The organism is Chryseobacterium lineare, from assembly GCF_977014045.1.
In genome coordinates this window covers 1,716,709-1,728,467 of record NZ_CDRNIQ010000001.1, presented here as the reverse complement: position 1 = coordinate 1,728,467, position 11,759 = coordinate 1,716,709, and the positions used below count along the sequence as shown (strand labels likewise).

The following is an 11,759-nucleotide window of genomic DNA, read 5'->3' as shown; positions in this document are numbered from 1 at the left end:
AAAGCAATATAATTTTAAAATAAATGTAAAACCATTCAATATTTGAATGGTTTTTGCATATAAGAAGGAAAATCAGAATTATGAAAAACACGATTGCCGTTTTGGCTCTTTCGACACTCTTTGTTGTATCGGCCTGTAAAAAAACGGAAAACAATTCTACCGATACTGTGAAAAAGGATACTGTACAGAACAATACATTTAGTGTAGATTCGGTAAAAGTAAGCGATTCTGTAAAGCTTAATGATTCATTGAAGATTAAATATTCATCCAAAATGCTGGTATTTCCGACTATTAAGGATAAAAGCCTGCTTGACAGCATTTATTTCGGAGATAAAAATATTCAGGATTTTTCGAAGAAAGGTCTTCAGACACGACTTGAAAATAATAAAAAAGAATACTTCAGCAAGATTAAAAAAGATTCGAAAGACTGGATCTCAGATCTGGGATTTGCCCAGGAATGGTATTCTGATATGGCAATGAATCTTAAATCAAGAACGAAAGATTATATACATATTCAGTACCTATGGGGTTCTTATGAAGGAGGCGCTCACGATAATTACGGTTTTTCGGAAAGGGTTTTTGATTTAAAAAACAATAAAAAGCTTGAGCTGAAAGATATCACATCGATGCCGAAAGCAAAGATTGAAGCCATGCTCATGAAAAATATCAATAAAATAAATAGTGGAACTACAGACTCTAACGGAAATGTTAACAATTCGGAAATGCTTTTGGTGAATGCAGTTCCGGCAACCGACAACTTTTATTTTGATGAAAAAAATCTGTATTTTCATTACAGTCCTTACGAAATTGCCGCATTTGCTGCAGGAGACATTACGATTCCGGTATCGTGGGAAGAATTGAAAGGAACCATCAATCCGGAATTTAAAAAGAGAATGGGTATTAATTATTAGATTTTAATTAAACATGAATGATGAAAAAAAAATATCTCATATGGACTGTCATGCTGCTTTTGCTTCTGTCCGGGTGTAAAGAACTCAGAAGTGAGAAGAAGGATGCTGAAAAGAACAGCTATGGGAGAATCAATATTGATGCTGTGATAGAAGAAGATACGGCAAAGATATCAGATTCGGTTTTGGTACGGTATTCTTCAAAGCTTTTATGGTTTCCCGATGTTGAAGATGAAAAGCTTCTCAAAGAAATTTATGAGGGAAAGCAAATCTCTGATTTTTCTAAAAACGGACTTGAGGCTCACTTAAAACAGGAAAAACAGAATGTCTACGACCGGATGATGAATTCAGGAAATCTTTCTGAAGTAAAACAGCAACAGGAGTGGTCGTATATTTCGCAGATGAATGTACGTATGAATAAAAATAATTACGTCTCTGTTCAGTATTATGAGAATGAGGCGGGAGCGGAAAAGTCACGATACCATTACGAAGAGAAAGTTTTTGATTTTAAGAACAAAAAGAAACTCAGGCTGTCTGATATCGTTGTGCTTTCTGAAGAGACGGTGAGACGGATTTTAAGGCTGAGTCTTGAAAGAACGACAATGATGCAGCAGATCAAAACCTATGACCGCGAAGCCTACAATATTTTATCAGCTGTTACGTTTCCGGTGACCAAAAACTTTTACTTTGATGATTTGAACTTGTATTTTCATTATAATATGAACGAAATTGCCCATGATTACGATATCGGAGATATTATTCTCACGGTATCCTGGGATGATCTTAGCGGTTATATAAAGCCCGATTTTGCAAGGAGAATGAAAATTAATTGAATTTAATGCTTTCTGGTAAGGAAGCATTTTTTAATTTTGCATCAATGGAAAACATTGCCTTTATCATTAATCCTTTTTCAGCCAAAAAGAACTATCATCCGTTTCTCAATGAGCTGAATACCAAGGTTCAGAATCCTTTGTATTATATTTCGGAATCTATTCTTGGAACCGATGATTTTATCCGGAAACATTTTCATGAAGTTGATATTTTCGTGGCGATAGGAGGAGACGGAACGATCTCTACAGTGGCGAGAAATCTTATCAATACAGAAAAGATCCTGGCTATTTTCCCTGCCGGATCCGGAAACGGTTTTTCCAATGAAACAAAATTCAGTAAAAATCTGGATGAGCTTCTCGAAAAGCTTAATGCAAAGAAATCCAGGAAGATTGATACTTTTACGATTAATGACAGGCTTTCCATCAATGTTTCAGGGACGGGATTCGATGGCAAAGTAGTAAAGGAATTTGAGAAGACAACCCGCGGCTTTAAAAATTATATTAAAGTTTCCCTTAAAACGTTTTTCAGCTATAAACCGATCAAGGTTAAATTCTTTGATGAAAAATATAAGGAATACAACGGTAAATATCTGATGGTGAATATAGCCAATACCAGACAGTTCGGAAATAATGCCTATATCGCGCCCAATGCAAGCAAAAGTGATGGGCTGGTTGATATGGTGCTGGTGAAAAAGTTTCCCCTGACGTATTCTCCGCTTTTTGCCTTCAGAATGTTTACCAAAAAACTGAAGGATGATGATTATATTACCTACTTACCGGTATCGGAAATTGAATTTAAGGTCAATACGAAAAACTGGCATCTTGATGGTGAATTCAATAAAATAAAATCACCGATTCATGTTAAGGTGCTGCCTTCAAGCCTTAATATTCTGATATAAATAACTATAGTCTTATTTCCTGAAACCATAATCTTCAACGAGATAAGTTTAATTTTAGAATATATAATTCTTTATACTCCGTGAGATTTTCATCGGACGGTGCAGGATCTTGCTTCGAGCGCATCAAGGAGCATGCATCGGGTGTTATAAGATGCTTGCATCGGTCGTCACATGGTGTATGCATCGGTCGTAAGTGATAGATTGCATAATAAGACATTTTTTTATCACCTAAATTCTAAATGGAAAGATTGATCTATACTTCCAGCTTTTTTTCGATATCATTAGGATGATCCAGACAATACTGCAGTTGCTTTTTGTCCAGCTGTTTCTCCCAGTTTGCTACCACAACTGTTGCTACGGAATTTCCTATCACGTTGGTTAATGCGCGGCATTCACTCATGAACTTATCGATTCCCAGAATTAAGGTCATCCCCGCAATAGGAATTTCGGGGACTACTGCTAAAGTAGCTGCCAACGTTACAAAACCTGCACCTGTAACACCTGCAGCGCCTTTCGAACTGAGCATGGCTACTAAAAGCAACATCATCTGTTTTTCAATCGGAAGGTGAATATTGAGTGCCTGGGCAATGAACAGGGAAGCTAAAGTCATGTAGATGTTTGTGCCGTCAAGATTGAAAGAATATCCTGTAGGAACTACAAGTCCTACAATAGCTCTTGAGCAGCCTGCTTTTTCAAGCTTTTCCATGATTCCCGGAAGAGCAGATTCCGAAGAGCTGGTTCCTAATACCAGAAGAAGTTCTTCTTTCAGAAAGTACATGAGTTTAAAAATATTAAAGCCATTGTACCAGGCAACAGTTCCGAGAACGAGAACCACAAAAAGAGCTGATGTGATATAAAATGTGCCAACAAGAAAAATGAGATTCAGAACGGAATGAAGTCCGTACTTTCCAATCGTGAAGGCCATAGCACCAAATGCTCCTATCGGAGCTAGTTTCATCAGCATATGCACAATTTTGAAAACCGGCGTGGAGAGATCCTGTAAGAACTCTGTTACTTTACGGCTTTTTTCTTTCGTTAAAACCAAAGCAATACCCATCAGTATAGCAACAAGCAGCACCTGAAGAATATTCTCTCCTACAAGCGGACTGAAGAGCGTCTCCGGAATAATGTTCATAAGAAAGCCTGTAAGGGTAGAGTCGTGGGCTTTCTGCTGATACTGGGAAACATCGCCGGAAAGGGTAGAAGGATCGATATTCAGACCGTGTCCGGGTTGTAATACATTTCCTACAATAAGTCCGATAATTAAAGCCAGTGTTGAGAATGTTAAAAAGTAAATCATGGCTTTCACAGCAATTCTTCCTACTTTTTTCAGATCTGTCATGTGGGCGATGCCTAATGTAAGGGTGATAAAAATTACCGGAGCAATGATCATTTTTACCAGTTTAATGAATCCGTCGCCGAGAGGCTTCATTTTTTCTCCGAGTTCCGGATAGAACCTTCCTAAAAGAATCCCGGCAATAATGGCAATAACCACTTGGAAATATAGTTGCTTATAAAGTTTTTTTGCTTTCAATGAAGTTGTTTTATAGGAGCGAAAATTATGAAAAATTTATTGTTTGATATGATAAATGTCAGTAAAATGTAACTAAAAATGTGTCTTTTCAACCTTTATTTGTAGGAACGACTCATAGCTTGCTTCATAAAAATATTTGCAGTCTGTATATAATGCTGAAAATGTGGAAGTAAATAAATAAGTGAAATGATAATCTGTTTCAATAGCGAATTTTGTAATCCATTTTACAATTTTGTTTTAAGATAGACTTTAAAATATTTACTTTTGCTTTCATCAACTAATAAAAAATCAAAATGGAATCCCACACGGAAAGAATACTTATTACAGGTGCTTTAGGACAGATCGGCACCGAACTTACCAACAGACTTGTTGAAATTCACGGAGCTGAAAATGTTGTAGCTTCAGGACTCGACAGATGGCAAAAGGGAATTACTTCTGCAGGAAGTTACGAACGAATGGATGTAACAAACACACAGTTGGTAAGGCAGGTGATAAAAGATTATGAAATCACTACCGTTTATCATTTGGCTTCTTTGCTGTCCGGTACTTCGGAAAAGCAACCTGTTTTTGCATGGAAGCTTAATCTTGAACCTCTTCTTCATTTTTGTGAAATGGCAAAGGAAGGTCTTATTCAGAAGATTTTCTGGCCTAGTTCCATTGCTGTTTTCGGAAAAGGGATTCCAAAAGAAAATGTTGGTCAGGATGTGGTATTAAACCCGACAACAGTGTACGGGATATCAAAAATGGCAGGAGAGAAATGGTGCGAATATTATTTTGATAAACACGGGGTAGATGTAAGAAGTATCAGATATCCCGGATTAATCTCATGGAAAACTCCTGCCGGTGGAGGAACAACCGACTACGCTGTAGAGATTTTTTACGAAGCGATAGAAGAGGGGAAATATACAAGCTTCATCTCTGAAAATACAGGAATGCCGATGTTATATATGGATGATGCTATCAACGCCACACTTAAGTTAATGGAAGCCCCGAAAGAAAGTTTAACCGTTCGTTCTTCCTATAATCTGGGAGGGATGTCTTTTACTCCAAAAGAACTGGCTGAAGAAATCAAGAAAGAAATCCCGGATTTTGAGATCGATTATAAACCGGATTTCAGACAGCAGATTGCAGATTCATGGCCGGCATCTATTGATGACTCCGTGGCTAAAAAAGACTGGGGACTAACCTATAATTTCGGAATTTCTGAAATGACAAAAGACATGATTAAGAACCTTAAGATAAAGCTAGGTAAAGTATAATAAATATAAAGTTATACTTTAAGTGAAAAGATTATTAACATCTGATTTTTAAATGTTTTCAGTTTTTATCTAAAATTAAATTGATATGGTATTATTAACTTTCAACATCATAACTATTGAAGCGGAATGTAAAAACGGAGCTAAGGTTTCCGGTGATGAGCGTTTAAAAATATCTGTTGAAAATACAAAAGCCATCCTCAGAATTTTAGATATACATGATACTAAAGCAAGCTTTTTTGTGGAGATTTCCATCGCCGGAAAGCTTCAGGATTTACTAAAAGCAATTTCATCCAAAGGACATGAAATTGCTTTTTATAATCAGAATTCAGATCCTGCAGAAATTGAAGTTACCAAAAAAAATATTCAGGATTTATTGGGTAAGCAGATTAAGGGAATTCGTCAGAAAGATTTCAAAGTTCCTCAGCAAAGTTTAAAGCTAATGGAATTTAATTATGTTTCAAATATTGATAATGCTGATATTCTTTTCCCGTTCAAACGCCTGAAAAGAAATACGGAAATTATTGAAGAAGACGGATTGAGTATTGTGCCGGAAAGTATCTCTCCTTACAGTCAACTTCCTTATAATGATTTTGTATTTCAGATTCTGCCGATGAAATATTATCAGAACATGGTTTTTGAAACTTTGAAGAATGATGAGTTTGTTTTGATTTATTTAAACTCGTGGCAGTTTACTGATTTCGGAAAGTACCATTTTGATGTTCCTATGCACAGAAGATTTAACTCGGGCAAAAAAATGGAGGACAAATTAGATGCCCTCCTTACCTGGATCAACGAGAAAGAAATGGCTACTTCCCGTATGAAAGATTATATTTTTTAATAGGTTGCAGATTTTAGATTACAGGTTATAGTTTTTAAAATATAGGTAAAGCTTAAATCTTAAATTTTAAGCCAATTCAAAAAGTGTAATTTCCGGTAAAACTCCTACTCTTCCAGGATAAGCCAGAACCCCAAAGCCTCTGTTGACATAGAGCATTTTCCCTTCACTTTCGTAAAGGTCTGCCCATTTCGGGTATTTGTACTGAACCGGTGACCATTTTATATTTTTAAGATCAAGGCCAAACTGCATTCCGTGTGTATGGCCGGAAAGCGTCAGCTGAACGTTTCCTGGGTGTTTTTTTACCACGTAATCAAAATGGGTAGGATCATGGCTCATTAATATTTTAGCGGCAGAATCAGGTATGTTTTTAAGTGCATCATCTAATCTTCCGAACTGTGGGAAAGGTTTTAATCCCCAATTTTCAACCCCCAGAATGTATAATCTCTCACCATTTTTCTCAATAATTCTGTGTTCATTACGAAGCATATCAAAACCGGCTTGTCGCTCATACTCAATCAGGGTTTTAAGATTTTGTTGTTTTTCTGCGGGTGAAGTCCAATGTACGTAATCACCATAATCATGATTACCCAAAACAGCAAACTTTCCGTCTTTAGCTTTTATTTTTGAAAACAGAGGAATAAATGGTTTAAATTCATCAGCGACATTATTCACCATATCACCCGTAAATAAAACCAGATCCGGCTTTTGCTCATTAATAAGATTGATTGCGTGTTCTAATTTTGAAGGATCGGAAAAACTTCCGCTGTGAACATCTGAAATCTGAACGATTTTATAGCCTTTAAAGCTTTCCGGAAGATTTTTTAAATTAATTCTCACCTTTCTTACTTTATGGCGGTATTTCCCGAATGTGATTCCATCAATGAAAAGGGCGGAGAGAACACCTCCTAATCCCAAACCTACCAGGCTTAAAAACTTCCTTCTTTCAGGAAAATGATTTTCTGAAGACCCTGCCAAACCTATAAGATAGCCAAAGATTCTAATGAGATCATCAATCAACAGGAACAAAACGATAAAGATTTTAGGAAGAATAAAGACCAAAAAGAGCGATATCATGATTTGTGCTCTCATCATACTTCTGTCGGCTTTGCTGAAGTGTGTCACTTCATAAGCGAAAATCCCGTACACTGCCAGAGAAACAGCCCAATAGCCTATCTTTATCCAGAAATTATCTGTAAGTGTTCTTATGGCCTGATAAATATATACTTCCAGAAATAGGAAGATGGCTGCAATAATAAAAAAGTTTCTTTGCATAATCCGTTTAAAAAAAGCACAAAGAATAATTTCCCTGTGCTCTTTTATATTTTATATTAAATAATATTATTAAGGAAATCTGTAAACGATAGCATTGATGTTCATTCCGGCACCTACCGAAGTCATTACAATGTTACCTTTTTCTTTAAACGAATGGCCGTCCATTTTTCCTTTAATTATTAAATCATACATCGTAGGAATTGTGGCTACGGAAGAGTTTCCGAAGTCCTGAATCGTCATTGGAGAGATGGAATGATCATAATCTTTCACATCATAAAGTTTATGAAGTCTTTCGATCATGGCGTAATCCATTTTGGCGTTGGCCTGGTGAATCAGGATTTTGTTGATGTCTTCAATGGAAAGACCTGCGTCTTCAATAGTTTCTTTAATGGCTGTGGGAACGTTTTTAAGGGCATACTCATAAATTTTCCTTCCCTGCATTCTCACAAATATGCGTGTCTGATCTGAGTCTTTGTTGATTGAAGGCCCATTGGCAAGATAATCCAGCTCGATACCGTTGTCACAAATTGTATTGTGAGCGATAATTCCTACATTTTCTTCATCTGTAGCCTTTACAACAACTGCTCCGGCTCCGTCTGCGAAGATCATTCTGTTTCTGTCGTGAGGATCTGTTACCCTGCTTAGGGTTTCAGCGCCGATCACAAGAATAGTCTTGGCAACTTTAGCCTTGATTAAATTATCAGCCAGAATCATTCCCTCTACCCATCCCGGGCATCCGAAAAGCATATCATAGGTTACACATTTTCTGTTTTTAATACCAAGCTTATTTTTCACTCTTGCGGCCATCGTCGGCATAAAATCGGCATATCCATGAACGGTAACTTCACCGAAATTACTTGCATAAATAATATAATCAAGTTCTTCGGGATCTATTTTTGCATCTTCAATAGCTATTTTTGCAGCTTCGTAACCGATTTGAGAATTGGATAGATCATCTTCTATGAATCTTCTGTTTTCTATTTCTGTAATTTCTACAAATTTTGCAATCGTTTCTTCTGCAGGTTTGTCAATCTTCACCCCGTCTTCAGTATAAAAATCTGAATCTAAGAAATAGTCTCTCCCGATAATTTTGCTGGGAAGGTAAGATCCAGAACCAATAATGATCGTATTCGGCATTCGTTTAAATGATTTTTTAAAGATGCAAAGTTAATAATTAATATTAATAACAGAGAATTAAAAATATTATTAAATTTGCAAAAATTGTACTTTACAATCCTATGAAAAATAATCCATCCTTAAAAGGCTTACTTATTGCAATCGTGGCTGTTATCTTTGCCTTTGGGATTTACTTCTTCCTTTTGGCCAAAAAGAATTATTATGTGGTGGATAATCCTACTTCCAATACATTTTACTATAAAATAAATAACGGAGCGGAAGGCACAATTGCCGGCGGGCAAACCGTTCCTGTTGATTTAAATAAAGGAAAGAATTCAATTAAAGTTTTTGATCAGCATAAAAAATTACTGTTTGATTCTGCTTTCGAGGTGAATAAAGTTCGAGGCCTTATTAATATTGCCCATCAGGATTATTATATTAATGATCAGTACTATGGATACAACCTTAAGAAAGATTCATTACTTTTGGCACTGGATAAGACTGTCATTGACGGAAAAGCATACTTTGGAGGAGCAAGACACTTTAACAAATTGTTTACGGATGATTTTTATTACAACGTAGATGAAGATTACGATAAAGTGATCAAAAACATCCAGCAAGTAGAATCCAGATCGAAGATTTTCAGAAAACAGGATTACCTGAATTATTATAACGAATATTACAAGTTTTAAGTTTTGACAAAAGATATTACCAAAATTACGCCCTACAACTCTGAAGCTACCAAGAAGAGCCAGGTTGAGGATATGTTCGACAATATTGCACCGAAATATGATCTTCTGAATCATGTTTTATCCATGAAAATAGATGTTCTATGGAGAAATACTTTGGTGAAATGGATGAAAAATGACAGCCCGCAGGAAGTGCTGGATGTGGCTACAGGAACGGGAGATCTCGCTATTACTATTGAAAAAGGAACAGGTTCCAAAGTAATAGGATTAGATTTATCGCAACAAATGTTAAATGTTGGCGTTATTAAAATAAAAAAACTTAAATTAGACGGCAAAATTTCCATGCAAAAAGGCGATGCAGAGAATTTACCTTTCGAGGACAATAGATTTGATGCAGTTTCCGTTGCATTTGGAGTGAGGAATTTTGAAAACCTTACCAAGGGTTTGGCGGAATTAAGAAGAGTTGTTAAAGATAACAAGAGTGTTTATATACTGGAGTTTTCAAAGGTTGAGGGTTTCTTAGCACCATTTTATATGTTTTATTTCAAAAATGTATTACCTGCCATCGGCAGACTGGTTTCTAAGGATAATAGGGCATACACATACCTTCCGGATTCTGTAAACGCTTTTCCTTTCGGGGAAAAGATGAGACAAATTCTTTTAGATACAGGATTTAAAAAAGTTGAATATAAAAAACTAAGTTTAGGTATAGCCACAATTTATAAAGCAACAAAGTAACCTATGAGTAAATTTTTATTAAGAGCACTGGTTTTAACCTCAGTAAATGTTGCAGTTTTAGCAAACGCGCAATTCAGAACCCGAAACAGAATGGATAAGTTGGAAGACTTTGACGAGCAGAAATTCAGCTGGGGTTTTTATCTGAATGGTAACAGACTAGACTACCGTATCGTTTTGAATCCTAGATATGGTATGGATAATAATCACAATCTTGTTACATCCAAAGAAAGTTATAGTTTCGGTGCGGGGTTGATCGCAAAATGGAGACTAAACGATTATCTGGACTTAAGATTGGAACCAGGGTTACAATTCGGTCAGAGACAGTTGACTTTCAATACACAGTCGAATGACCAATACGCAGCAGGTACTTTGACAAATGATCCTTTTATTCCTATTCCTTTAACAGAAAATGACAGAGTAAGAGAGATTAAAACTACTTTGGTAGATGTTCCGGTATTGCTTGAATTCCACGGACAAAGATGGTATAACTCAAGACCATACGTGGCAGCAGGGGTGAATTATATTGTTAATTTACAGTCAAATTCAGACTCTACTGATGATAATTTACAACAGGTTTTCAGATCTACGACGCACAATTTTGCATGGTCTGCAGAAATGGGAATACAGTTTTACTTCAACAAGTTTAAACTTACTCCGGCGGTAAGAGGTACTTTTATCATGAACAATGAAATTGTGGCAGATAATGCAACAACACCTCCGTACTGGACGTCTGCAATGTCTACCTTACAGACCAGAGCGATATTTTTTGTACTGAAATTTGAATAAGAAATATTATGAAAATATAAAAAGGAGATGCATTTTGTGTCTCCTTTTCCTTTTGAAAACAAAATATAGAGACTTTTATTTTTGTTAGTGTTAATATTTTGTTATTTTTGCTAATAGTTAGAATATACAAAACCTGAAATGCTTCAAGATTTAGAAAATAATTTTTCAGAATTAGAGAAAAAGATTTTAATATTACAAAAGAATTATAAAAATCTTTCTGAAAAGTTTTCGGAATTAAATATTGAGCATGAAGACCTGAAGAAGAGATATGATGAGGAAAGGAAAAAAAGTCAGGTATTAGCAGAAGAACAAAAAAATATAAAACTTTATTCAGCAATATCAGGAAATCCTGAACATAACAGGTTGATGAAAAATCACATCAACAGATTGGTAAAGGAAATAGATTTCTGTATTGCACAGCTTCAAAACAGTGGATTATAATGGAGGTAAGAAGAATAACCATCAACATTGCAGGAAGGGTATATCCGCTGAACGTACCGGCAGCAGAAGAAGAAACTTTGCGTAAGGTCGGGAAGCAGATTGAAAATATGATTAAAGATTTTGAACAGAATTTCGATGTGAGAGACAAACAGGATGCTTTGGCAATGTGTGCCCTGAAACTGGGAACCAATGCGGAAGTGGTGTCTATGAACTACGATAAAACAATACAATCTACCAACGAAAGATTAGTGAAAATCAATCAATCGTTGAATGAAACAGGGAAATAGATTTTTTTTCCCAAAAAGTGCTGCCTACAATAATTCTAACACATTAAAGGTAAACTCAACGCTAAACAATTACCGAACAAATGTCCATTGAATGGCGTGCCGGTCCGTCCGGATTACAGACAGTGGAAATCAGTTCAAATCGTGTTGATTAGGAGTTTACTC

Annotated in this window: 13 protein-coding genes; 10 read left to right on the top strand and 3 right to left on the bottom strand. The window is 36.0% G+C overall.

Going from position 1 to position 11,759, the window contains the following annotated elements; translation table 11 throughout:
• Positions 1 to 80 precede the first annotated feature (80 nt).
• From ACWNCI_RS07570 to ACWNCI_RS07560, 3 genes are read left to right on the top strand one after another with little or no spacing between them, the layout of a single operon-like run.
• Complete coding sequence (locus ACWNCI_RS07570; RefSeq protein ID WP_449387828.1) at positions 81 to 911, top strand: RsiV family protein; 831 nt, start codon at positions 81 to 83, stop codon at positions 909 to 911.
• Positions 912 to 928: 17 nt separating this feature from the next.
• Complete coding sequence (locus ACWNCI_RS07565) at positions 929 to 1,741, top strand: hypothetical protein (RefSeq protein ID WP_449387827.1); 813 nt, start codon at positions 929 to 931, stop codon at positions 1,739 to 1,741.
• A 44-nt stretch (positions 1,742 to 1,785) separates the two neighbouring features.
• On the top strand, positions 1,786 to 2,637 hold the full coding sequence (locus ACWNCI_RS07560; protein ID WP_449387826.1) for a diacylglycerol/lipid kinase family protein: 852 nt from the start codon (positions 1,786 to 1,788) through the stop codon (positions 2,635 to 2,637).
• A 253-nt stretch (positions 2,638 to 2,890) separates the two neighbouring features.
• Here ACWNCI_RS07560 and ACWNCI_RS07555 read toward each other — a convergent pair whose 3' ends face one another.
• A complete protein-coding gene (locus ACWNCI_RS07555; RefSeq protein ID WP_449387825.1) occupies positions 2,891 to 4,171 on the bottom strand; it encodes a dicarboxylate/amino acid:cation symporter in 1,281 nt (426 codons plus the stop codon).
• Positions 4,172 to 4,464: 293 nt separating this feature from the next.
• Between ACWNCI_RS07555 and ACWNCI_RS07550 the strand changes: the two genes are divergently transcribed.
• Positions 4,465 to 5,430 carry an NAD-dependent epimerase/dehydratase family protein gene (locus ACWNCI_RS07550; protein ID WP_346984822.1) on the top strand — a complete coding sequence of 322 codons (966 nt, stop codon included), beginning with the start codon at positions 4,465 to 4,467 and terminating at the stop codon, positions 5,428 to 5,430.
• Positions 5,431 to 5,515: 85 nt separating this feature from the next.
• A complete protein-coding gene (locus ACWNCI_RS07545; protein WP_449387824.1) occupies positions 5,516 to 6,268 on the top strand; it encodes a polysaccharide deacetylase in 753 nt (250 codons plus the stop codon).
• A gap of 66 nt (positions 6,269 to 6,334) precedes the next feature.
• On the opposite strand, the gene ACWNCI_RS07540 is transcribed toward ACWNCI_RS07545, so the two are convergent.
• Positions 6,335 to 7,540 (bottom strand): metallophosphoesterase, encoded by a 1,206-nt coding sequence (locus ACWNCI_RS07540; RefSeq protein ID WP_449387823.1) that lies wholly within the window; start codon positions 7,538 to 7,540, stop codon positions 6,335 to 6,337.
• A 69-nt stretch (positions 7,541 to 7,609) separates the two neighbouring features.
• Positions 7,610 to 8,677 carry a 3-oxoacyl-ACP synthase III family protein gene (locus tag ACWNCI_RS07535; RefSeq protein WP_449387822.1) on the bottom strand — a complete coding sequence of 356 codons (1,068 nt, stop codon included), beginning with the start codon at positions 8,675 to 8,677 and terminating at the stop codon, positions 7,610 to 7,612.
• Positions 8,678 to 8,778: 101 nt separating this feature from the next.
• Between ACWNCI_RS07535 and ACWNCI_RS07530 the strand changes: the two genes are divergently transcribed.
• From ACWNCI_RS07530 to ACWNCI_RS07510, 5 genes are all read left to right on the top strand, one after another.
• Positions 8,779 to 9,348, top strand: a complete 570-nt coding sequence (locus tag ACWNCI_RS07530; RefSeq protein ID WP_346984826.1) for a hypothetical protein — start codon at positions 8,779 to 8,781, stop codon at positions 9,346 to 9,348.
• Positions 9,349 to 9,351: 3 nt separating this feature from the next.
• Positions 9,352 to 10,083, top strand: a complete 732-nt coding sequence (gene ubiE, locus ACWNCI_RS07525) for a bifunctional demethylmenaquinone methyltransferase/2-methoxy-6-polyprenyl-1,4-benzoquinol methylase UbiE (RefSeq protein ID WP_449387821.1) — start codon at positions 9,352 to 9,354, stop codon at positions 10,081 to 10,083.
• A 3-nt stretch (positions 10,084 to 10,086) separates the two neighbouring features.
• Complete coding sequence (porT, locus tag ACWNCI_RS07520; RefSeq protein ID WP_449387820.1) at positions 10,087 to 10,869, top strand: type IX secretion/gliding motility protein PorT/SprT; 783 nt, start codon at positions 10,087 to 10,089, stop codon at positions 10,867 to 10,869.
• Positions 10,870 to 11,007: 138 nt separating this feature from the next.
• The gene (locus ACWNCI_RS07515) at positions 11,008 to 11,310 is read left to right on the top strand and encodes a hypothetical protein (RefSeq protein ID WP_449387819.1); all 303 of its coding nucleotides are present in this window, start codon (positions 11,008 to 11,010) and stop codon (positions 11,308 to 11,310) included.
• The gene (locus ACWNCI_RS07510) at positions 11,310 to 11,597 is read left to right on the top strand and encodes a cell division protein ZapA (protein WP_346984828.1); all 288 of its coding nucleotides are present in this window, start codon (positions 11,310 to 11,312) and stop codon (positions 11,595 to 11,597) included. The genes ACWNCI_RS07515 and ACWNCI_RS07510 overlap by 1 nt, the downstream gene beginning before the upstream one ends.
• Positions 11,598 to 11,759 lie beyond the last annotated feature (162 nt).

Coding starts and splice junctions, on each gene's coding strand:
- ACWNCI_RS07570 (WP_449387828.1), top strand. CDS start 81: ATGAAAAACACGATTGCCGTTTTGGCTCTTTCGACACTCTTTGTTGTA.
- ACWNCI_RS07565 (WP_449387827.1), top strand. CDS start 929: ATGATGAAAAAAAAATATCTCATATGGACTGTCATGCTGCTTTTGCTT.
- ACWNCI_RS07560 (WP_449387826.1), top strand. CDS start 1,786: ATGGAAAACATTGCCTTTATCATTAATCCTTTTTCAGCCAAAAAGAAC.
- ACWNCI_RS07550 (WP_346984822.1), top strand. CDS start 4,465: ATGGAATCCCACACGGAAAGAATACTTATTACAGGTGCTTTAGGACAG.
- ACWNCI_RS07545 (WP_449387824.1), top strand. CDS start 5,516: ATGGTATTATTAACTTTCAACATCATAACTATTGAAGCGGAATGTAAA.
- ACWNCI_RS07540 (WP_449387823.1), bottom strand. CDS start 7,540: ATGCAAAGAAACTTTTTTATTATTGCAGCCATCTTCCTATTTCTGGAA.
- ACWNCI_RS07535 (WP_449387822.1), bottom strand. CDS start 8,677: ATGCCGAATACGATCATTATTGGTTCTGGATCTTACCTTCCCAGCAAA.
- ACWNCI_RS07530 (WP_346984826.1), top strand. CDS start 8,779: ATGAAAAATAATCCATCCTTAAAAGGCTTACTTATTGCAATCGTGGCT.
- porT (WP_449387820.1), top strand. CDS start 10,087: ATGAGTAAATTTTTATTAAGAGCACTGGTTTTAACCTCAGTAAATGTT.
- ACWNCI_RS07515 (WP_449387819.1), top strand. CDS start 11,008: ATGCTTCAAGATTTAGAAAATAATTTTTCAGAATTAGAGAAAAAGATT.
- ACWNCI_RS07510 (WP_346984828.1), top strand. CDS start 11,310: ATGGAGGTAAGAAGAATAACCATCAACATTGCAGGAAGGGTATATCCG.